We start from the raw sequence: 21,318 nt of genomic DNA, 5'->3' as shown, positions 1-21,318 counted from the left end.
CCGGGAGCGGGAGGGGGAGCGGAGGCCTGGTCGGGGCCGGGCTCGGCCCCAGTGGCTCCCGCCGCCCCCGCGGCCCCCGTGGCCCCCGTGGCTCCGACGGTCGTCACTCGTCGTCCCAGTCGTCGAAGTCGGCGCTCGGGCGGGAGGAAGGGGGAGCGGGGCGTCCCGTGCCGTACCCGTCGGGACCGGCGTAGCCGTCGCGCCCGCCGTACCTCCCGTCCCCGTCCCGCCCGTCCCGCCCTTCACGCCCGTCCCGTCCGTCGCCTCCGTCCCTCCGGCCGTCCCCGTCGTCCCGGCGCCCGCGCTCCCCGTCGCCGCCCCGCCCCCGGTCCCGGTCCCGGTCCCGCTCGAACGAGGCCTGGACGTGGGTCGGTTCGTAGACGCGCGGGTCCGGCGGGCTGTCCGGTGGGTCCTCGTCGTCCCAGTTGGGCGCGGTCGGCTCCGGGCCCGCCGCCCGCTCCAGGGCCCGGCGGTCGGGGGCGGTGGCGGATTCCAGGACCCGGTCGGCGACACCGCCGAGGATGGTGCCCGTACTGCTGCGCAGGTGCTGGAGGACCTGGAACGCCTGCTCGTCGACCTCGTGGCGTTCGAGCACGCCGGAGCGGAGGAGCCGGTTGAAGACGGCGAGGAGGTCTGCCTGGCCCTCGCGCTTCTCCCGCTGGAGCTGGTTGCGGATCTCCCACTCGTGGTCGGGGTTCTTGGCCATGTGGTGGGCGACCTGGGCGAGGTCGCCGCGCCGGAACATGGCCTCCAGCTCCTCGGCCCGCGCCGTGATCCTCTTCCGCTCCCACTCCTCCCGGCGCAGCTCGGCCTCGGCCTCGCGGGCGTCGGCCCGGACGGTGACCTCGACCTTGTCGGCGCGGGCGACCTCCTTGCGGACCTGCTCGTCCAGGTCGAAGAAGACGTACACCTGGGTGCGCAGGCCGATCTCCCGGCCGAGAACGAGCCGGCCGGTGCTCAGCTCGTCGCGGACGGCCTCGTCGGCCCGCTGGGCCTCGGTGAGCCGGAAGCGGCGGGAGAGCGTGCGCAGTCCGTCGAGCAGGTCGTCGTGGAGCAGCTCCGCGACGTTCCACACCTGCTCCTTCACCACCCGGTACGGGTCCTCGACCGTCCACTTGACCCGCACCCGGACGTTGAACGAGGCCCCGTCGCCGGCGGCCGGCAGCTTGAGGGAGAACTCCGTGACGTTCTGCCCGAGCTGGACCTCGAAGACGGTGTACGGGGCGCGCAGCAGCGGCTTGTCGTTGTCCTCCTGCCGGTCGGGCCAGACGATCCGGTGCCCGCCGTTGCGGTAGAGCAGGACGGCGGCGATGAGGCCGCTGGTGCGGCGGTACGGGGGCGCTACCTCGCGGATCAGCGGCCCGAGCGGGCCCCTGGGGGCCTTGCCGGACGGGCGCCCGGGCCCGTTGCCGCCGCCCGCCCCGGCCCGCTGCCGGGCCTGGTGCGGGACTCCCCGGTTCGGCGCGCCCTGGTTCTGGCCGCCCTGGTGGGACACGCCTTGTTTCCAGCCCTGCTGCTGTCCGCCGGGGCGCTGTGCGCCCTGGGCTCCGCCCTGCTCGGGACCGCTCATCGCTTGGCTCCTTCCGCGACGGCGTCCCACATGCGGCGCGCCGCGCTCTTGTTCAGGGGTCGGTCCCGGTCCCGTACCAGCTCGTTGAGCAGACCGCGGAGCCGGTCGCGGTCGCGGCGCTCGACGGCGAGCAGCGGCAGCAGCCCGCAGACGAGGGCGAGGGCGGTGTCGTCCTTGGCCGCCCGGCGCAGCAGGCCGCCGAGCCCGTCGAGGGCGGCCTCGCCGGCGCGGGCGGTGCCCAGGGTGCGGCGCAGCAGGGCGCCGAGCGCGGGCCCGAGGTCGGGCCGGGTGGCGAGGAGCGCGACGAGGAGAGGACGGCTCGCGTGCTCGTCGAGCGCGGGCACGTCGCGCAGGCCCCACAGGTGGGTGGTCCGGGTGGTCAGGGTGGTGATCAGGGTGATGTGCACGAGGTTGGACAGGTTCAGACGCCCGTCGGCGAGCCAGCGTTCGAGCCGGCGCAGCACCGGTTCGGGGTCGCCCGAGGCGAGCAGGCGCGCGACGCTGAAGCCGGCCGGGCCGAGGATCTCGACGTCGGCGGCGTCGTGGGACCTGACCACGCGGCCGATGGCGTCGAGCGAGCCCGGGACCCCGCCGGCGGCCAGCACGTAGCCGTGGGTGAGCAGCGCGGTCTCCACGAGCGCGGGTTCGTCGGCGGCGGCCCAGTCCTTGACGGTCGCCGCGACCGCGGGCCGGACGCGCGGGTCGCGGGCGGCTTCGGCGAGCGCGGTCGCGGCGGCCATCCGCGCGACGGGTTCGTCCCGTACGGCGAGGGGCGCGACGAGCTCGCCGTAGCCGTAGATCCAGTCCCAGGAGCAGAGCACGCCGGCGGCTATGGAGGCCCGGACCCACACCTCGGGCCGGCGGTCGTCGCACAGGGCGCGCAGCCAGCGGGCCACCGGGCCGCGGACGTTGTGGTAGCCGTGCCAGACCTCGGCGAGGACCGCGGTGGCGAGCGCGCCGCCCTGGAAGCGGACCGCCCGCGCGGGCACCTTCGCCGGGCCGAGGTCGAGCTCGACGTCCTCCAGGACGGAGCGGGCGAGGACCGGGCGGTGTTCGGCATGGGTGCCGAACAGGCGGCGGCCGGCGGGGTGTTCGGGATCGAGGGTGACAGCGAGCTCCCAGCCGAGGAGTTCGGCGGCCTCGGCGGCGATGCTGTAGGCGGAGCCGTTGAAGACGGCCACGGCGATCCGGAACGCGGTGGCGTTCAGGACGGGCAGCGCCTCGGGCACGGTGCCGGGCAGGTCGGCGCCCGCGAACCACTCGCGTGCCTGTGCCCGTACGAACGCAGTGCAGTCCTCCAGGAGTTGCTCGTCGGTCAGCTCCTCGCGCTGGCGGCGGGCCAGGTGGTCGGCGAGCCGGGCGGCCTCGCGCGGGCGGAGCTCCTCCAGGCCGAGCGCGGCGATCACGTCCGCGCGGTCCGCGAGGGCCCGGGCGGCGGCGGTGGCCTCCTCGGGCTCGCCGCGCAGCAGCAGCCGCAGGTGCCGGTGGAGCACCTCGTCGGCGGGCGGCGGGGCGCAGAACATGCCGTACCGTCCGCGCAGCAGCCGGTCGGCGAGGTCGCCGCCGCCGACGACGAGCACGCCGTAGCCGTCGACGCCGGCCAGCAGGTCGGCGAGCCGGTCGAGGTGCAGTTCGGAGAGGCGCACGGCGGGCCGCGGGTCGTGCTCGGCGCCGGCGGGGCCGGAGCGGCGGGGTTCGCGCTCGGCGCGCGCGTCCTCGGCGAGGAGCTCGACGAGGTGTCCGGCTCCCGGCTGGAGGTTCTCGGCGCGGATCTCGTCGACGCCGTGCCGGGGGTCGAGCCGGAAGACCTGCCCCTTGGCGACCTCGGAGAGCAGGGCGAGCGCGGTGGCCTTGCGCCCGCTGCCCGGCTCCCCGCACAGGACCAGGACGCGGTTGCCGCGCAGCCGGTCCTTCATGCGCTGGTAGCCGGCGGTCTCGCAGTACACGTCGTCGAGGTGGTCGAGGGTGTCGCGCGGGACGGCGCCCTGCACGAAGTGGCCGCGTCCGCTGAACCAGAAGTTGTACAGGTCCCCTTCGTGGATGGTGGCGTCCCGGCCGACGGTGGTGTGGCGGTCCCCCTCCTCCCGTACGAGGGTGGCGCGCGCCGCGCGCGCGGTGCCCGCGCCGCCGGTGCCGGTCCCGCCGAGGTAGCCGCGGCCGACGTGCTCGAAGGGGTTGGCCGGGGACGGCGCGTCGGGGGCGTCGGCGGCCTTGTCCGCCTCCTTGTCACCGGCCTTGCCGGCCCCCCTGTCGCTCCCCTTGTCGGATCCCCGGTCGCCGCGGTCGCCCTTGCCGTCCCTGCCGTCCCTGCCGTCGTGGCCGTCGTGGCCGGAGGAGGCCCCTGCCGGGGAGTCCGCGCCCGCGCCGCCGTGGTCGAGGTCGTCGTCGCTCACGCCGGGTCCCCCTTGCTCGTACCGCTCGTACCGCTCGTACCGCTCGAACCGCTCGAACCGCTCATGTCGCGTCCGTCGTTCCGGCCTCCGGTGCCGTGCCCGTCACTCCGGTCGCTCCGGTCTCTCCGGTCGCTCCCGCCGCTCCAGTCGCTCCCGTTGCGGATGCCGGTGAATCCACCGTGGATCGTGGCGCCCTCGACGACCTGGATGTCCCGGCCCGCGGTGAACGTGCGGTCGCCCCCTCCCGTACGACGTGTACGAGGCGGTGAGCCGTCCCCCCGCGACGGCCCACCGCCGGTCTGTGCGTCACCCCTCGGCTCCGTCCGCCCCGTCGGCGGTTCCGGGCGCCTCGGCACGTGGAACCACGCGTCCTCGTCGGTCTCCTTGGAGACCACGGCGGCCCGCCGGTAGTGCGTCGGCTCCACGTAACGGCCGCCCTCGACTACCACGTTGCGGTAGAGCCAGTCGGAGACCACGATCAGCAGGTCGACGTCCGGCGCGTCCGCCATGACCTGCTTGGCGGGGGCGCTGTCGCAGAGCCGGCAAGCCAGGTCCACGGCCCGGCCGACGAGACCGCGCCCGTCGTCGAGGACCAGCCCCGCGTTCATGCCGACCCGCATCCGCAACGGCGCCCGGCGGCCCGTGTTGTGCTCGCGCAGGCTCTCGTAGAGGGTGTCGATCCAGCGGCCGACGATGAGGGTCGGCGGGACGTCCGGGCGCAGCGCGGCGAGGATTCCGTCGCCGCGGTCCTCTTGGTGGACGGTGCCGGGCTCGATGCCGACGGAGGCGTACGCCTCGCCGAACGCCTCGTACATGGCGGCTCTCGTCAGTCGCTTCTCGTCCATGCCGAGGCGTCCGGAGCCGACGACGTCCCCGAAGACGACGAGCCGGTGGATGGCTCCCGCGCTCGCTCCCGTGCTGCTCACTCGGACTCCTCATGACGTGGTTCCGCGGTGGTGAGTGGTGGTGACGTGACCAGCCTGACGGCCGGCGCGCGTGGGCGATGTAGCCGTTTACACAGCCGGGGGTGGTTTGTCGGACGATTCCGCGCCGGGGCGTGTGCGCCCTTGGGCGAGGAGGACGAGCACGGGCATGTCGACGACGACGACCCTGCGGTTCGCGGTGCGGACGACCCCCTGTTCGCGCAGCAGCCGCAGCGCCTTGGCGACGGCCTCGCGGGTGGCGCCGATGGCCGCCGCCAGGTCGTGCTGGGGCAGCGGGAGTTCGAGGACGGTGCCGGTCTCGGCCCGGCGGCCGGCCCGCTCGGCCAGTTCGACGAGGCGGGCGGCGAGCCGCTGGAGGACGGTCTCGGAGGCGAGCGAGCGGCGCTCGACGTCGGCGCTGCGCAGCCGGGTGGCGAGCTGCCGCATGATCAGCGAGGTGGCGTGCGGCCGGGCGGCGAGGAAGCGCCGGAAGCGGTCGCCGGAGATCGCGACGGCCTCGATCCTGCTCAGCGCGGTGACGGTGGCGGAGCGTGGCCCGCGGTCGACGGCGGCGAGGTCGCCGACGACCTCGCCCGCACCGCGCAGCGCGAGGATGAGCCGGGCGCCGCGCTCGGTGGTGACGGAGACGACCGCCCAGCCGGAGAGCAGGGCGAGGACGTACGCGGAGGTGTCCCGCTCCCGGATCATGATCTCGCCCGGCTCGTAGCCGCGCGGCGCACCCTCGGCGAGCAGGTCACGGCGGTCGGACGCGGGGAGCGCATGGAGGAAGGAGCGGTCCTGGCCGAAAAGACTCAACGCTCGCTCACACCCCCGCACGACTTGCGCTCTCGCGTGCTCGTTCCCCACAACAAGGGACAACCGGAGTCACATTGCTGACGCTGCGTCACGTCGTGGGGTGAAGAACGCTAGAGGGTGGCCAAGAATCGCGTCAACGCGGGCGGGGGCGAACACGAGGGGCGCAAGGGAGCGCCGTTTTCGACACCCTTGCGCCCCCTGTCACCCTCGGCCCGCGCACGGGCCGCGACGGGCCCGCCGTACGGCGGGCGACGAGGTCACGGGCGCGTGTACGGCGGGTCCACCCCCGCGTGAACGGCCCGCCCGGCCCCGGGCCGACGACACACCCTCAGCCGTACACATGACCGATGAACAGCCATATGTACGAGGCTGCTGTCGGCCACAGGTACCCTGCCGTACCCGCCGTCCCCCAGCTCCCCCGGGCTGTACCCGCCGTCCCCCGGCTCCCCCGGCTCCCCGCACCGTCACAGGCGCGGGTCGACCGGCTCCGACTCCAGGGCGAGGACCGCGAAGACGGCCTCGTGGACCCGCCACAGCGGCTCCCCCTCGGCCAGCCGGTCCAGCGCCTCCAGGCCCAGCGCGTACTCGCGCAGGGCGAGGGAGCGCTTGTGGCCGAGGAAGCGGTCGCGCAGCCGCGTCAGGTTCTCCGGGCGGGTGTACTCGGGGCCGTAGATGATCCGCAGGTACTCCCGGCCGCGCACCTTCACGCCCGGCTGGGCGAGCCGCCCGTCGGCGCCCCGGACCAGGGCCGCGAGCGGCTTCACCACCATGCCCTCGCCTCCGGCGCCGGTGAGTTCCAGCCACCAGTCGACACCTGCCCGTACGGACGCCTCGTCCGTCGGGTCGACCACGAGCCGCCGGGTGACCTGGAGCAGGCCGCGACCGGACTCGGCGTCGTGCTCCACCAGACGGTCCAGCCAGGCCAGCTGCTCGTCGTGCGGGACCCCGGCCAGCGAGCGCCCGCGGGCCGCGAGCAGCTGGAACGGCGCGAACCGCACCCCCTCCAGGCCCTCGGTCGGCCAGCAGTAGCGCCGGTACGCCTCGGTGAAGGCCGCGGCGTCCGCCGCCCGCTCGCGCTGCTTGCCGAGCAGCCCGTCGAGCCCGGACACCCCGCGCGCGACCGCCTGTTCGAGCGCCCCCACCGCTCCCGGGAAGACCGCCCGGGAGGCGGCGCCGACCGCCGCGTACTGGGCGCGCAGCAGCCCCGTCGACTTCAGCGACCACGGCATCAGCTCGCCGTCGAGGAGCAGCCAGTCCGTGTCGAGCTCGTCCCAGAGCCCGGCCGCCCCGATCGCGGCCCGCAGCCGCGCCAGGACCGTCTCGGTCGTCTCCGCGTCGTCGAAGAACGGGCGCCCGGTACGGGTGTGCAGGGCGCCGGTCGGCCCGTCGACGCCGAACCGCTCCCGGGCCGCTTCCGCGTCGCGGCAGACCAGGGCGACGGCCCGCGAGCCCATGTGCTTCTCCTCGCACACGACCTTCCCGACCCCGTCGGCCGCGTACTGCGCGAACGCCTCGGCCGGGTGCTCCAGGTAGCCGTCCACCCGGGAGGTGGCGGTCGGCGCCATCGTCGGCGGCAGGTAGGCGAGCAGCCGCGGGTCGACCGCGAACCGGCTCATCACCTCCAGCGCGGCGGCCGCGTTCTCCTCGCGGACCGCGACGTTGCCCATCTGCCGGGTCTCGACGATCCGGCGCCCGTGCACGTCGGCCAGGTCGAGCGGCCGCCCCTGGTGCCCGCCGGGCGCCTCGGTCGCGAGCGGCCGGGTCGGCTCGTACCAGACCCGCTCGGCCGGTACGTCGACGAGCTCGCGCTCGGGCCAGCGCAGCGCGGTCATCCGCCCGCCGAAGACGGCCCCGGTGTCGAGGCAGATGGTGTTGTTGATCCAGGAGGTGTTCGGGACGGGCGTGTGCCCGTAGACGACGGTCGCGCGGCCCCGGTACTCCTCCGCCCACGGGTAGCGCACCGGCAGCCCGAACTCGTCGGTCTCCCCGGTGGTGTCCCCGTACAGGGCGTGCGAGCGGACCCGGCCCGAGGTGCGGCCGTGGTACTTCTCCGGCAGACCCGCGTGGCAGACCACGAGCCGGCCCTCGTCGAGGACGTAGTGGCTGACGAGCCCGTCGATGAACGCCGACACCTCGGCGCGGAACTCCTCCGGCTCGCGCTCCAGCTGCTCGATCGTCTCCGCGAGACCGTGCGTCCGCTGCACCTTCCGGCCGCGCAGCCAGCGCCCCAGCTTGTTCTCGTGGTTTCCGGGCACGCACAGTGCGTCCCCGGCGGCCACCATGCCCATGACCCGGCGCAGGACGCCGGGGCTGTCCGGGCCCCGGTCGACGAGGTCGCCGACGAAGACGGCGGTGCGGCCGTCGGGGTGGTGCCCGTCCACGTAGCCCAGCTTGCCGAGCAGGGTCTCCAGCTCGGAGCGGCAGCCGTGGATGTCGCCGATGACGTCGAAGGGCCCGGTGAGGTGGCGCAGGTCGTTGAACCGCTTCTCCAGGACGACCTCGGCCGCCTCCACCTCTTCCACGCCGCGCAGCACGTGCACCTTGCGGAAGCCCTCGCGTTCCAGGCCGCGCAGCGAGCGGTGCAGCTCGCGGCGGTGCCGCTGGATGACGTGGCGGGGCAGCCCGGCCCGGTCGGGGCGGGCCGCGTTCCGCTCGGCGCACACCGCCTCGGGCAGGTCGAGGACGATCGCGATCGGCAGCACGTCGTGCGCGCGGGCCAGCTCGACGAGCTGACGCCGCGCCTCGCGCTGCACGCTGGTCGCGTCGACGACGGTCAGCCGGCCGGCCGCGAGCCGCTTGCCGGCGATGTAGTGGAGGACGTCGAAGGCGTCCCTGCTGGCGCTCTGGTCGTTCTCGTCGTCGGCGACGAGTCCGCGGCAGAAGTCGGAGGAGACGATCTCGGTCGGCTTGAAGTGCCGCCGGGCGAACGTCGACTTGCCGGAACCGGTGGCACCGATCAGGACGACGAGGGACAGGTCGGTGACGGGAAGCGTGCGGGTCATGCGCTGACCTCCTTCGAGGCCTCGTCGGTACGGGTGGGCTGTGCGGTACGGGTCGGCTCGTCGGCCCGGGTGGACTCGCCGGTACGGGTGGACTCGCCGATCCGGGTCGGCTCGTCGGTGCGGGTCGGCTCGTCGTTCCGGGTGAACACGGCCATCTGGGTGGGCGGGCCCACCTCCGGGTCGTCGGGGCCGACGGGGGTGAAGCCGACCTCGTAGCCGTACGAGACGGCGACGGCCGCCGCCCACGTGCGGAACTCCTCGCGGGTCCACTCGAAGCGGTGGTCGCCGTGCCGGACGTGCCCGGCGGGCAGTGTCTCCCAGCGCACGTTGTACTCGACGTTCGGCGTCGTCACGAGCACCGTCCGGGGCCGGGCGGAGCCGAACACCGCGTACTCCAGGGCGGGCAGCCTCGGCAGGTCCACGTGCTCGATGACCTCGCTGAGGACGGCCGCGTCGTAGCCGGTCAGCCGTTTGTCGGTGTACGTGAGCGAGCCCTGGAGCAGGGTCACCCGGCCGGCCTGCCGCTCGCCCATCCGCTCCAGGCGCAGCCTGCGGGCGGCGACGGACAGCGCGCGGGCCGACACGTCCACGCCGACGATGTCGGTGAACCGCACGTCCTTGAGCAGCGCCTGGACCAACTGCCCCTGGCCGCAGCCGAGATCGAGCACCCGGGCCGCGTCGGCGGCGCGCAGCGCGCCGAGGATGGCCTCGCGGCGCCGTTCGGCGAGCGGCACGGGCCGCTCCTCGGTGTCGGCGCCCTCGTCGACGGCGTTGTCGACGTCCTCGACCTCCAGGCCGTCCGCCTCGGCGAGCCGCACCAGCTCCAGGCGTTCGGTCGCCTCGCGGGTCAGCCCCCAGCGGCGGGACAGGTAGCGGCTGGTGATGAGCTGCCGCTCCGGGTGGCCGGCGAGCCAGCCGTCACCGGCGCGGAGCAGCTTGTCGACCTCGTCCGGGGCGACCCAGTAGTGCTTGGCGTCGTCGAGCACCGGAAGCAGGACGTAGAGCTGGTTGAGGGCGTCGGCGAGCCGCAGCTCGCCCTCCAGGACGAGCCGCACGTAGCGCGAGTCGCCCCACTCGGGGAACTCGGGGTCCAGCACGACGGGCTCCGCCGTCACCGACGCCCAGCCCAGCGGGCCGAACAGGCGCGTGACGAGACCCGCACCGCCGCGCGCCGGGAGCGCCGGGAGCTCGATGCGCAGCGGCAGCGGGGCGGCGGCCCGTTCGGGCAGGGCCGCGCAGGCGCCGTTCAGGGCGCTCTTGAAGACCTTGGCGAGCGCGACGGCGAGCAGCGAGGAGGCGGCGTAGGGCCGGTCGTTCACGTACTAGGAGAGCGCCGAGTCGGGCGCGCCGCCGCGGCCCTTCCCCTTGCCCCGGCGCACGAGCGCGACGGGGTCGACCTCCAGCAGGAGCGCCGCCGTGCAGCGCTCCGCGCTCGCCTCGGGGTAGAGGACGTGCGCGGTGCCGTGCGCGGTCGAGAACGCCTGTGCCTTCTCGGGATGCTTGTGCAGCAGGAAGCCGAGATCGGTCGCGGGGCGGTCAGGGGTGCCGGTCGTACTGATCGTCAGGAACACCTGTCCGAGTATGACCACACCCCTCACCACCGACCAGGCATTTTCCGGCGTCCGGCCCCGAGGCCGGAGGCCCCCGCCCCGGCGCCTAGCCCTTCCCGGCTTCCCTCAGCGTGGTGGCCAGCCCGGCGATCAGATCGGGGCCGACCCGGCAGCAGCCTCCGATCAGACGGGCGCCGTCCGCCCGCCAGCGGTCCATGGCGTCCGGGGCGAAGGTGGCGCCGCCCCGCCAGTCACGGGCGCCGGCGTCCCACTCCTCGCCGCTGTTGGGGTAGACGACGACGGGCTTGCCGGTCACCTCGGCGGCGAGCGCCACGGCGGGCCCGACATCGCGCGGGTCGCAGCAGTTGACGCCGACCGCGACGACCTGGCCGACGCCGGCGAGGAGCCGGAAGGCGTCCGCCAGCGGCTGGCCGGCGCGGGTCCGGTCCCCGTCGATCGTGTACGAGAGCCAGACCGGCACCCCGCACCCGTCGACCGCCTTCAGCAGCCCCTCCGCCTCGTCCGTGTCCGGCACCGTCTCCAGGGCCAGCACGTCCGGCCCGGCCCCGGCGAGGGCCTCGATCCGCGGCCGGTGGAAGCGGGCGAGCTCGTCTACGGAGAGCCCGTACCGGCCCCGGTACTCGCTGCCGTCCGCGAGCATCGCCCCGTACGGGCCGACGGACGCCGCGACCCACACCTCCCGGTCCACGCCCTCGCCCGCGGCCCGGGCCAGCTCCACGCTCCGGGCCAGCAGCCGCGCCGCCTCGTCCGGGCCGGTCCCGCGCCGGGCGAAGCCCTCGAAGGTGGCCTGGTAGCTGGAGGTGATCAGCACCTGGGCGCCCGCGCGGACGTACGCCGCGTGTGCCGCCTCGATCTGCTCGGGCCCGTCGGCGAGCAGCCGGGCGGACCAGAGCGCGTCGGTCAGGTCGCAGCCCTGCGCCTGGAGCTGGTTGGACAGCCCGCCGTCGAGCAGGAGCACCTGCTCGGCGAGGGCGGTGGCGAGCGGACGGACGGGTTTCATCGGGTCACCCCAGCTGCGTCTGGACCTGTGCGGAGATGGGCTCCAGGTGCTCCGGATCGTCCAGGTCGAGGAGCTGGAGGTGGATCCGGGTGGAGCCCAGAGCACCGTACCCGCCGGTCTTGTCGACGGCCTCGGCGGGCGAACCCGCCGGCCCGCCGGCCTTGAGCTCGGCGACGTCCCACGAGGACGACGCCGAGGTCACCCGGGGGGCCGCCGCGATCGGCGTCAACCTCTTCGTCAGCGGACGATCTTCACCGGCCCTGTCGGGTGAATATCCGCCCGGGGGCGGGCGGCGTCCGGCCGGGCCAGTGACCGGGGCCCGGACCCGTCGTTGGCTCGGGCGGAGCCGGACCGCCCGGCCCGCGCGCCGGCGGCCGCTGCCGGTGCGACGCACCCTTTCGTGGCCCTTCCCGCAGCGGAGGGGCCTGGCCAGGAGGCCGCCATGTCCCAGGAAGCCGCGCCGAAGCAGCCCGTACCGCAGGCGGCGCCCCTGCCGTCGGGGCAGCGGACCGCACCGCCCGCGCCGACCGTGCCCGCGCAGCAGGGCGGCACGCCGAAGGGTCTGCTGCAGCAGATGGAGGAGCTGATGGAGGCCCTGACCGCCGACCTCTCCCAGCTGGACGCCGACATCCAGTCCTCCGCGGACCGCCAGGCGAACAGCGCCGACCTCGCCGGCCTGCCCGACGCCGCCGGCTGACCGGCCGGGCACCCCGGCGGGACACCGGCCGGGCACCACAGCACCCCGGGCCGCGGACGCCACCCCGTTCGCGACCGGCCCGTCCCTCAGCGCGGGCCCGGTCTCGGGCCGGCCCTTCCTCGGGCCGGGTCGGGCGGGCGGCCGCGCTCGCGCAGGGTGAGACGGCGCAGCATGCCGCGTACCCGGTCACCCGCCTCGTCGGCCGCGTCGATCGCCTCGATGCACTGCCAGTACAACCCCTCCTCGTCCGTCGCGCACGCCACCCCGACCAGGGCGATGCCCACCTCGCCGAGGAGCGCTCCGAGCGCGGTCAACGCGGCCCGCTCGTCCGCCACTTCGGTGAGCTGCGCGGCCCTGGGGACCCCGCCGCGCAGCGAGGGGTGGTCCGTCGGACCGCGCCCGGCGCCGATCTCGCTCAGTCCCCGCGCCTCGCTCCGCAGCTCCAGTGGTCCGCAGAGCACGAGATGACTTCCTATCGCCTGGGCGAGGACCTGGGCCTGCCAGGCCTCCACCACGATGTCCAGCGCCGTGCGGCTCTCGGCCAGCGCATGCCGACCGGTCGCGACGAGTCGCTCCGCTTCCATCAACGCCGCCCCCGTTCTTATGACTTACCGCTCACTCATTCCATTACCCAGCGTGAGGCCGCCTGAGCCCAAACACCAGGGGAATTCGGAAATCTGTGGACAGGAGGCTCGACGGGGAAAACTCGATCACTCCGAAGAGTGACGATGAGTGTCGTTCTCGCCGGGGACCGGGAAGCGGAGCTCGTTCCGGTCGATCTTCGCCGCGAGCGCGGCGAGCGGATCGATCCCCAGCACGGTGCAGAACTGGAAGAGATAGGCAAGGACGTCCGCCACCTCGTCGCCGACGCGGTGCGCGGTGTCCGGGTCGTCCATCACCCGCTCGGCCTGCTCGGGCGTCAGCCACTGGAAGATCTCCAGGAGTTCGGACGCCTCGACGCTGAGCGCCGCCGCGAGGTTCTTCGGGGTGTGGTACGGCTGCCACTTCCGGGCGGCCGCGAAGTCGGCGAGGCGGCGCTGCAGGCCCGCTACATCAGGTTCGGTCACGCCCCAGGTCTACCACCGTCACCCCGGGCGCCCGCCCGGCGCCCGGTTCGCCGAGCCGGTCCTCCCCCACCGTCCCGACCAGCCGCAGATGCCCGTTCGCGCAGATCGTGGCGGCCAGCGCGAGCAGTTCGCGCAGCTGCCGCGCGTCGAGCCCGCGGTCCATGCCGTCGGCGAGGACGGTGAGCGTCCGCATCGCCTCGGGGACCTCCGCGAGGGGGTCCACCGCGAGCACGCCGGGGCCGGTGAGCAGGACGAGCGCGAGGGCGAGGTAGCGCAGTTCGCCCTCGCCGAGCCGGCCCAGCGGGGTCGCGAGCCACGTGCCCCGTTCCAGGACCGCCTGCACCAGGCCCTCCGCCGGTTCGCGCAGGCCGAGGGCCGTGACCGGGCCCGCGCAGCCGGCGCTCGCCACGGCCGCGAGGCGGGCGTGGCGGCGCGGGCACTCGGTGGCGGTGCGGTGCAGCACCTCGGCGAGGTTGCGGCAGTCGCCGCGCAGCCGCCCCTCGCCCACCGGGACGGGCGCCCGCATGCCCGCCGGCCGCGGGTCGCACGCGAAGACCGACCGCAGTCCGACCACCACCTGTTCCGCGGCGGCCAGGACCTCCAGCTGACCCTTGGTCTTGCCCGCGACGCGCAGCGGCAGCAGGGCGGTGCCGAGCAGGTCGTCGGGGAGCGGCGCCCGGGTGACCGGGGTGCTCCCGGCGGTGTGCCACTCGGCCTGCACCGTGCTGCGGCCGGGGTCGCGCAGGGCGGTGGCCAGCAGGGTGCGGCCGCCCGAGGTGAGCCGTTCGCCGACGATCCGCAGCCGGGGCTCCGCCTGGATCGCCACGTCCAGGTGGACCGGCCCGGCCGGGCCGTCGACCGTGCACCCGATCCGGAACCCGCGCCGCCCCTGCGCGTCGGGCCGCGCCCGCTCGGGCACCAGGTCGGCGGCGTCGGGCAGCACCTCCCCGAGCCCGGCCCCCGCGCCGAGCCGCGCCAGCGCCTCGTACGCCCGCAGCACGGTCGACTTCCCGCTGCCGCTCGGCCCCCGCAGGAGGGTCACCGGACCGAGCGGGAGAACGGCCGCACGGTGCACCCCGAAGGCGGAGAGCCGCAGCTCGGTGACGACGGGGCGGTGGTACGTCCGGCCCGGCGACCGGCTGCCGCCGCCCTCGGCGGTGCGGGCCGCTCCCGGGGCGACCCCGTCCCGGCCGAGGGCACCGGCGGCAGGACCACCCAGGTCGAGGCCGCCACGGACCAGGCCGTCACCGACAAGCCCCTCACGGCCCGGACCGTCACCGGCAAGCCCGTCCCGGCCCCCTCCGTCCGAAGGGGCGCCCTTCGGCGGGACGGGTGCGTCGGGGTGCGAGCGGGCGCGCCCCTGGGCAGGGACCTGTTGGGCAGCGGCGTCCTGTTCACGGCCGGTCCGGTGTCCGTCACGGACGGGCTCACCCCCGCCCCGATCGGACCGGGCCCCCTCGTCGGCGGGCTGGCTCCCGTCGTGGAGGAGGTCGTGCGGGCGTGCGGGCGTGCGGTCGGGGGCGGTGCCGCCGGTGGTGGTCATGATCGGACCGTACGCAGCCGTCCGGGTGACGAACCGTTACGGCTGAATGACCTTCCTACGAACGAGGGACCGCGACCCCGCCGCCGTCGACGTCCTCCGCCGTACCATCCTCCGCGCCCTCGACCTCGGTGCCGGCCGGCGCGAGGAGGAAGACGTTGCGGTCGACGCGGTGCATGCCGCTGCCGAGGCCGAAGACGACGCCGCTGCTGAAGTCGAGGATGCGCTTGGCGACCTCGGTGTCGGCGCTCGTCAGGTCGAGGAGGACCGGGATCTGGGCGATGAGGTACTCGGCGACCTCGCGGGCGTCGGCGAAGACCTGGACCCGCAGCACGACCATGCGGCGCTGCTCGGCCGCCCCGTACTGCTCGGGCATCGTGCGGTGATCGACCCTGGACGGCCATTCGTCACGGCCGCGCAGGGGCAGGACCTGCGCCAGGCCCTCCCACTGCTCGTCGGTGACGTCGTACCTCTCGTACCTACTCATGCGCACATCCTCCCGTTACTCACCCGTTCGGCCCAACAGCGACACGAGCGGACTCGGCTCGCCTCACCCGGGCAGCCCCCACAAGATCACCCCTGGGCGCGTCATGTCATCTCGGCCGGACCCGGCACCCGCTTCACGCCACGGTCGCACGTCTTCGCGCCGATCTCGTCGGCGGGACCGGCAGTACGTGCCGTTCCGTCACCATCTCGACAGGATCGGTTGGTTGCGACGCCCACGCGTCCCGGGGTATGAGAGCTCCCACGAGAAAAAAATTCTCCAGAGACTGTTATTTTCCGTCACCGAGTGACTCCGGAGGGGAATCGTGCCGAAGCAGGAAAGAGCGGTGAGGACGCAGGAGCGGTTCCTGGACGCGTCGGCGGAGGAATTCGCCCGGCACGGCTTCGCGGGGGCCAACCTGCAGCGCATATCCGCGCAGGTGGGGATGACCAAGGGCGCGCTGTACGGGCACTTCCCGTCGAAGGACGCCCTCGCCGCCGTGTTCACCGCCGCGTTCGACGTGGGGTGGCGCGAGCTGTTCCGGACGATCGGCGACGCCGATCCGCCCCTCGCGGTCCTGCACCGCGTCACGGTCGGCTTCGTCCACCGGATGCACACGGACCTCCGCTTCCGCGCCGGGCTGCGGCTCGTGTACGAGGAGGCGTCCGCGCGCGACACGGCCCCGCAGGCCGTGACGGACCTGACGGCCGAACTCACCCGGCTCGTCGCCGCCGCGCAGGACCGGGCGGAACTGGGCGCGACGCACAGCCCCGAGGTCATCGCCTCGATGTTCCTCTCGCTGATGTTCGGCATGTACTACACCGCGCCCACGGACACGTCCTCCACCCACAGCGCCCGCCAGGTCTGTCAGGTCTGGCAACTGCTGGAGTCCGACCACACCGCGGCCTGAGCCCGCCGGCGGCGTCGCGTCCGGGGCCGATTCCCGGCCACGGGTCCGCGCGCCGGCGGCACGGCACCCGGCACGGGCGGCGCTCCCACCAAATGGGCCGGCCGGCGCCCAGGATCCGGAGGGGAGCCCCCTACCCTCGACCACCCCACCACGACACCTTCCCTCGATGTGGGAGGGGTCACGAAGACCCCAACCCGGCGCGCGCGGCGCGCCCTTCGGTTTTCGGCCACCCTCCCGTACGATTCCTTCCCGGCGGTACGAAACGGGGATCAGCGGCCGCGGAAGTGGGACGGGCATGGCAGCCAACTCGGGCGACATCTTCAGCGTTTCGGCTCCCGCCGTCACCAAGGAGCTGAAGCAGGAGCGGGCGGTACGCACGCGGGAGCGGGTGCTCGCCTCGGCGGCCTCCGCGTTCGCCGCCAAGGGGTACCCCGCGGTCACCATCCTGGACGTGGCGCAGTCCGCCGGCATGACCAAGGGCGCGGTCTACTTCCACTACGAGAACAAGGACGCCCTCGCCGTCGCGGTGACGGAGCTCTTCAACCGGCGCATCGGCGAGATCGCCCGCGCCGTCGAGGAACTGGGGCTCCCCCCGGTCAGCGCCGTCGCCGAACTGCTCATCCGCACGGCCGTGGCCTTCCGCGACGAGACCGCCCTCCAGGCGGGGGCCCGGCTCCAGTCGGAACGCCAGCTCATCGGCGCCCAGATCCCGCTGCCCTACGAGGGCTACACCGACCTCATCACCTCGTGGCTCGCCAAGGAGGTCGCGGAGGGCGCGGAGGACGGCGCGCCCACCACGCTCGCCACGGTCCTGGTCTCGGCCTTCTTCGGCGCGCAGCACATCTCGTGGGTCCTCAACAACCGCGCCGACCTCCCGGAGCGCACGATCGCGGTGGTGCGGGCGATCATCCCGTGCGCCGAGGAGGACATCGAACTCTGCCCGTCCGCACCGCGCGGCTGACTCCGCGCGTCAGGCGGGTACCACCCCCGCGTCAGGCGGCCAGCCGAGTGCGTCGTGGACCCGCCGTACGGCCTCGTGCGGGCCGAGCCGTGCGCCCTCGTCGAAGCCGGTCGTGTACGCCGTCTCGCCCAGGGCCGTGCGGGCCGCGGCCGTGATGCGGTCGACGTCGCCGCGTTCGGCCGGGGGCAGCGGGGCGCCCACGCCCCGGCGGGCGGTGTCCGCCGCGCCGAGCAGGAGGGCGGCGGACGCCGGGCCGGTCGCGGGGGTGCCGGTGAGGAGGGCGGCACCGGCGAGGCCCTCCAGGGAGAGGGCCAGGGCGCGGGGTTCGTCGAGGGAGCGGGCCACGGCCCAGCCGCGCAGGTGGTGGGCGGCCGCCCCGGGCGCGTCGCCGCGGAGTTCGGCGAGGAAGCCGAACTCCGCGAGGAGCAGGTGGTCGCCCGCCTCGGAGGACAGCTCGGCGTACCCGTCCCGCAGGCGCAGCAGGTGCGCCTCGGCGGCGTCGAGGTCACCGGAGCGGCGCGCGCCGAGCGCGAGCCCCATCTCGGAGTGGATCTCCCCGTACTTGTAGCCCTGTTCGGCGGCGATGCGGCGGGCCTGCTCGTGCAGGTCCCGGCCGCGCTCCCAGTCGTGGGCCAGCAGGGCGAGCCGGCCGAGCCCGGACAGCCGCGCCGACACCTCGGCCTCCAGGCCCAACTCGCGGGCGATGGCGAGACCTTCGTGCTGACGGCGGGTCGCCTCGGCGTAGTCGCCCTTGATCTCGGAGAGGGTGGCCAGGGGTGACACCGTCTGCAACTCACCCCAGCGGTCACCCAGTTCCCGGAAGAGCGCGGCGCTGCGCAGTCCGTCGCGGCCCAGTCCGGCCAGGTCCCCGCCGACCATGGCGAGCGTCGCGCGCAGACCGAGCGCGGCGGCCGTACCCCACTGCTCCCCGGCCTCGCCGAAGAGCTCCAGGGCCCGGGTGTTCAGCGCCTCGCTCGCGACCGGATCGCCCACGCTGAACAGGCCGTACGCGCAGAGCCACAGGGCACGGGCCCTGCGTACGGGGTCGGGCACGCCGTCGGCGGTCGCCACGGTGTCGTCGAGCGCGCACGCCTCCGCGTGATCGCCCGTGAGCAGTGCGAAGGCGCCGTGGAGGAGGGCGAGTTCGATGGCACCGCCACCGCCACCGCTCCCGGAAGGCGTGGCGAGCGCCGCCGACAGGCTTCGCCGCCCCTCGGCCAGCCGGCCGCGCAGCAGCCACCACCAGGCCAGCGCGCTCGCCAGGCGCACGGCCTCCCCGGCGGTACGGGGGTGCCCCGCGGCGTCGGCGTCCGGCGGCGCCTGCCCCGCGCGCCGCACCCCCTCGTCGAGGGCCGCCCGCAGATTGCCGGCCTCCGCGTCCAGGCGGACGAGCCAGGTGCGCTGGCCCGCGCCCCGCAGGTGGGGCTCCGCGCGTTCCGCCAGGGCGAGGTAGTGGCGCAGGTGGCGGTCGCGCACGGCGGCCAGGTCCGCCATCTCGTGCAGCCGCTCGGTCGCGTACGCCGCCACCGACTCCAGGAGCCGGTAGCGCCGCCCCGTGGGGCCGTCCACGACCACCACGAGGGAACGGTCCACCAGGCGCGTCACCAGGTCGAGCACCTCGTCGCAGGTCACCCCGTCCCCCGCGCACGTCGCCTCGGCGGCGGCCAGGTCGCAGCCGTCGCGGTGCACCGCGAGGCGGCGCAGCACGATGCGCTCGGGCGCGCTCAGCAGCTCCCAGCTCCAGTCGATGACGGCCCGCAGCGTCTGCTGCCGGGCGGGCGCGCCGCGCCGGCGGGAGTTGAGCACCCGGAAACGGTCGCCGAGCCGCGCCGCCAACTCCCGCACGCCCAGCGCCCGTACGCGGGTCGCGGCCAGTTCGAGGGCGAGCGGGATGCCGTCCAGGCGGCGGCAGATCTCGGCGACGGCCGCCCGGTCGGCGGGGTCGACCGCGCCCGGGTCGCGCGGGAAGGAGGGGTCACGGTCGGAGGCCCGCTCGCTGAACAGGCGCACGGCGTCGTCCGTGCCCAGCGGCTCCACCGGGAACACCGCCTCGCCCGCGAGGCCCAACGGCTCCTGGCTGGTGGCGAGCACCCGCAGGCCGGGCGCCGTCCGCAGCAGCAGCTCGGCGAGCTCCACCGCCGCGTCCACCACGTGCTCGCAGTTGTCCAGGACCAGCAGGGTCCGGCGGTCCCGCAGGGCGGTCGCGAGCCGGTGCGCGGGCGAGGGCGCGCCCCCCGCACCGGATCCCGTGCCGGGCAGCGCCGTCGGGGCGTCGTCGCGGATGCCGAGCGTGGCGGCGAGGACCTGCGCGAGGTCCGCGGCGGTGCCGTCGCGAACCCCCGCGAACTCCACGAGCCAGACCCCGTCCGGGAGTTCGGCCCGCTCCGGACGCCCGGCCGCCTCCGCCGCCGCCACGGCCAGCCGCGTCTTGCCGACGCCCCCGGCCCCGGTGAGCGTCACCAGCCGGGTGCCGCCCAGCAGCCGGGTGACCTGCGTGACGGCTTCCGCCCGGCCGATGAGGTGGGTGAGGGGTATGGGGAGGTTGGAGGGCGAGCCGGCGCCTTGCCCGGATCCGACTCCTACTCCTACTCCCACTCCTGCGTCGGATCCGAGCCCAGCCCCAGCCCCGACCCCGACGGCGGTCCCGGGGAACGCCTGGACCGGCGGCGAGGTTTCGGCGCCGGACGGCACAGAAGGGGACGCGGAGGCTGCGGAAGCTTCGGGGCCGTGCAGCCGAGAAGCAGAGGTTTCGGCGCCGACCGGCGCAGAAGCGGCGGCCTCGGAACCGGGGCCTGGGCCTGCGCCACCCTCCTCCCCCCTCCGCAGCGGCGGCACCGTCGGCCCGCCGCCCTCCCCCAGGCGCGGGTCCTGGCGCAGTACCGCGTGGTGGAGGGCGGTCAGTGCCGGGCCCGGGTCGACGCCGAGTTCCTCGGACAGGCGGGTGCGGAGGTCCGCGTACGTGGCCAGGGCGTCGCTCTGGCGGCCGGCCAGGTAGAGGGCCCGCATCTGGACCGCGCGGAGGCGTTCCCGGAGCGGGTGGCGGTCCACCAGGGCGGCGAGTTCACCGGCGAGCAGCACGTGGTCGCCCGCCAGGAGCCGGGCCTCGGCCTGTTCCTCCAGGACGGAGAGCCGCTGCTCGGCGAGGCGCTGGGCGGCGCCCCGTACGAACTCCTCGTCGGCGAAGTCCGCGTACGCCGGGCCCCGCCACAGGTCGAGGGCGTCGGTGAGGAGCGCGGCCCGCCCGCGCGGGTCCCGTACGGTGCGGGCCTCGGCCACCAGGGCGCGGAAGCGGTCGGCGTCGACCTCGTGGGCCGCCCGGTCGAGCCGGAGCCGGTAGCCGGGGGCCTGGTGGACGACGCGGTCGCGGCCGATGACCCGGCGGAGCTGGGAGACCTTCGCCTGGAGGGCGCCCGTGGGCTTGCCGGGCGGTTCGTCGCCCCACAGGTCCTGGACGAGGCGGTCGACGGAGACGGGGTCCCCGTCGTGCGCGAGCAGGTCCGCGAGCAGGGCCCGGACCTTGACCTCGGGGACCGTGACCGCCGCGCCCTGGTCGTCCCACACCACGAGCGGTCCCAGTACCCCAAAGCGCATGTCGATCACCGTACCCCGCCCCCACCGCGGCACGCGCGCCCCGGCGGGCCCGTCAGCCGACCGTCAGCGCATCCGAAGCGTCCCCGAAGCGGCCGGGCGCACAGTCGGAGAAACGACTCGCCAGACGACGGAAGGGAGCGACGGCCATGACCAGGTACGCGGGCAGGAGGGCCGTCGTCGTCGGCCAGGACACCGGCATCGGCCTGGCCATCGCCAAGCGGCTGGTGGAGGGCGGCGCCCGCGTGCTGCTGACCGCCCGCACCGCGGCCGAGAGCGCCCACGCCCGCGCCGAACTGGGCTCCGCCGCCCGCGTCGTCGAGAGCCCCGACGGGTCCTTCGGCGCGGCCCCGGCCGACCTGGACGGACCGGACCTCCTCTTCGCGGACGCCGTCGCCACCGCCCGGCCGCTGCTGCGGCTGCTCCGGGACGGCGGTGCCGTGGTGCTCACCGCGCCCGCCCCGTCCCCGGCCGCCGTACGGGCCCTGGCCGGTGAGCTGGCGCCGCGCGGCATCCGGGTCAACGCCGTGGCCCCCGGCTGTATCGAGGCGGCGCCGGCCGTCGCCTCGCCGCTGCCCCCGCTCGGGCGCCTCGGCTCCGCCGAGGAGGTCGCCCGCGCCGCGCTCTTCCTCGCCACCGAGGCGACCTTCACGACGGGCGCCCAGCTCCCCGTGGACGGCGGCCTCGGCCCGACGTAGGCCGCACGGAATCCGTCAAGTCCCCGTCGCCCCCGGCGCCGTCCCTCATCCCCCACATCCCCGCATCTCCGTATCCCCCCGAATCCCCGAATCCCCGA

Annotated in this window: 15 protein-coding genes and 2 pseudogenes; 4 read left to right on the top strand and 13 right to left on the bottom strand. The window is 75.1% G+C overall.

The window, feature by feature from the left end; translation table 11 throughout:
• Positions 1 to 103 precede the first annotated feature (103 nt).
• From AB0Q96_RS19810 to AB0Q96_RS19775, 8 genes and pseudogenes are all read right to left on the bottom strand, one after another.
• Complete coding sequence (locus tag AB0Q96_RS19810; protein ID WP_365327090.1) at positions 104 to 1,570, bottom strand: hypothetical protein; 1,467 nt, start codon at positions 1,568 to 1,570, stop codon at positions 104 to 106.
• Positions 1,567 to 3,963, bottom strand: a complete 2,397-nt coding sequence (locus tag AB0Q96_RS19805; RefSeq protein WP_365327088.1) for a hypothetical protein — start codon at positions 3,961 to 3,963, stop codon at positions 1,567 to 1,569. Before AB0Q96_RS19805 ends, AB0Q96_RS19810 begins: the two co-directional genes overlap by 4 nt.
• On the bottom strand, positions 3,960 to 4,889 hold the full coding sequence (locus tag AB0Q96_RS19800; RefSeq protein ID WP_365327086.1) for a hypothetical protein: 930 nt from the start codon (positions 4,887 to 4,889) through the stop codon (positions 3,960 to 3,962). The genes AB0Q96_RS19805 and AB0Q96_RS19800 overlap by 4 nt, the downstream gene beginning before the upstream one ends.
• Before the next feature lie 87 nt (positions 4,890 to 4,976).
• On the bottom strand, positions 4,977 to 5,702 hold the full coding sequence (locus AB0Q96_RS19795; RefSeq protein ID WP_365327084.1) for a Crp/Fnr family transcriptional regulator: 726 nt from the start codon (positions 5,700 to 5,702) through the stop codon (positions 4,977 to 4,979).
• Positions 5,703 to 6,166: 464 nt separating this feature from the next.
• Positions 6,167 to 8,704: a polynucleotide kinase-phosphatase gene (locus AB0Q96_RS19790; protein WP_365327082.1), complete on the bottom strand. Its 2,538-nt coding sequence runs from the start codon at positions 8,702 to 8,704 to the stop codon at positions 6,167 to 6,169.
• A pseudogene (locus AB0Q96_RS19785) lies at positions 8,701 to 10,275 on the bottom strand (3' terminal RNA ribose 2'-O-methyltransferase Hen1). The gene AB0Q96_RS19790 and the pseudogene AB0Q96_RS19785 overlap by 4 nt, the downstream one beginning before the upstream one ends.
• An 85-nt stretch (positions 10,276 to 10,360) precedes the next feature.
• Entirely contained in the window at positions 10,361 to 11,275 is a 915-nt protein-coding gene (gene mmuM / locus AB0Q96_RS19780; protein ID WP_365327080.1) for a homocysteine S-methyltransferase, read from the bottom strand.
• Positions 11,276 to 11,279: 4 nt separating this feature from the next.
• Positions 11,280 to 11,471: pseudogene (locus AB0Q96_RS19775) on the bottom strand (LLM class F420-dependent oxidoreductase); the annotation flags it as partial.
• A 294-nt stretch (positions 11,472 to 11,765) separates the two neighbouring features.
• Between AB0Q96_RS19775 and AB0Q96_RS19770 the strand changes: the two are divergent.
• Positions 11,766 to 11,972 (top strand): hypothetical protein, encoded by a 207-nt coding sequence (locus AB0Q96_RS19770; protein WP_365327202.1) that lies wholly within the window; start codon positions 11,766 to 11,768, stop codon positions 11,970 to 11,972.
• 86 nt (positions 11,973 to 12,058) lie between these two features.
• Here the strand turns inward: AB0Q96_RS19770 and AB0Q96_RS19765 are convergent, their stop codons facing one another.
• From AB0Q96_RS19765 to AB0Q96_RS19750, 4 genes are all read right to left on the bottom strand, one after another.
• Complete coding sequence (locus AB0Q96_RS19765) at positions 12,059 to 12,556, bottom strand: DUF6099 family protein (protein ID WP_365327078.1); 498 nt, start codon at positions 12,554 to 12,556, stop codon at positions 12,059 to 12,061.
• A gap of 126 nt (positions 12,557 to 12,682) precedes the next feature.
• Positions 12,683 to 13,039: a nucleotide pyrophosphohydrolase gene (locus AB0Q96_RS19760; RefSeq protein WP_365327076.1), complete on the bottom strand. Its 357-nt coding sequence runs from the start codon at positions 13,037 to 13,039 to the stop codon at positions 12,683 to 12,685.
• On the bottom strand, positions 13,026 to 14,135 hold the full coding sequence (locus AB0Q96_RS19755; RefSeq protein WP_365327200.1) for an ATP-binding protein: 1,110 nt from the start codon (positions 14,133 to 14,135) through the stop codon (positions 13,026 to 13,028). Before AB0Q96_RS19755 ends, AB0Q96_RS19760 begins: the two co-directional genes overlap by 14 nt.
• A 502-nt stretch (positions 14,136 to 14,637) precedes the next feature.
• Positions 14,638 to 15,066 (bottom strand): cell division protein SepF, encoded by a 429-nt coding sequence (locus tag AB0Q96_RS19750; protein WP_329425086.1) that lies wholly within the window; start codon positions 15,064 to 15,066, stop codon positions 14,638 to 14,640.
• A gap of 343 nt (positions 15,067 to 15,409) precedes the next feature.
• Between AB0Q96_RS19750 and AB0Q96_RS19745 the strand changes: the two genes are divergently transcribed.
• Both AB0Q96_RS19745 and AB0Q96_RS19740 read left to right on the top strand, forming a co-directional pair.
• Positions 15,410 to 15,973: a helix-turn-helix domain-containing protein gene (locus AB0Q96_RS19745; RefSeq protein WP_365327074.1), complete on the top strand. Its 564-nt coding sequence runs from the start codon at positions 15,410 to 15,412 to the stop codon at positions 15,971 to 15,973.
• Between the two features lie 295 nt (positions 15,974 to 16,268).
• Positions 16,269 to 16,934: a ScbR family autoregulator-binding transcription factor gene (locus tag AB0Q96_RS19740; RefSeq protein ID WP_365327072.1), complete on the top strand. Its 666-nt coding sequence runs from the start codon at positions 16,269 to 16,271 to the stop codon at positions 16,932 to 16,934.
• A 9-nt stretch (positions 16,935 to 16,943) separates the two neighbouring features.
• On the opposite strand, the gene AB0Q96_RS19735 is transcribed toward AB0Q96_RS19740, so the two are convergent.
• Complete coding sequence (locus AB0Q96_RS19735) at positions 16,944 to 20,525, bottom strand: BTAD domain-containing putative transcriptional regulator (protein WP_365327070.1); 3,582 nt, start codon at positions 20,523 to 20,525, stop codon at positions 16,944 to 16,946.
• Between the two features lie 146 nt (positions 20,526 to 20,671).
• Here AB0Q96_RS19735 and AB0Q96_RS19730 point away from each other — a divergent pair, with 146 nt between their 5' ends.
• Complete coding sequence (locus AB0Q96_RS19730; RefSeq protein ID WP_365327068.1) at positions 20,672 to 21,220, top strand: SDR family oxidoreductase; 549 nt, start codon at positions 20,672 to 20,674, stop codon at positions 21,218 to 21,220.
• Positions 21,221 to 21,318 lie beyond the last annotated feature (98 nt).

This window comes from Streptomyces sp. NPDC093111 (assembly GCF_040683955.1).
In the GTDB taxonomy this organism is placed as follows: domain Bacteria; phylum Actinomycetota; class Actinomycetes; order Streptomycetales; family Streptomycetaceae; genus Streptomyces.
This window is presented reverse-complemented; position numbering and strand designations above follow the sequence as displayed.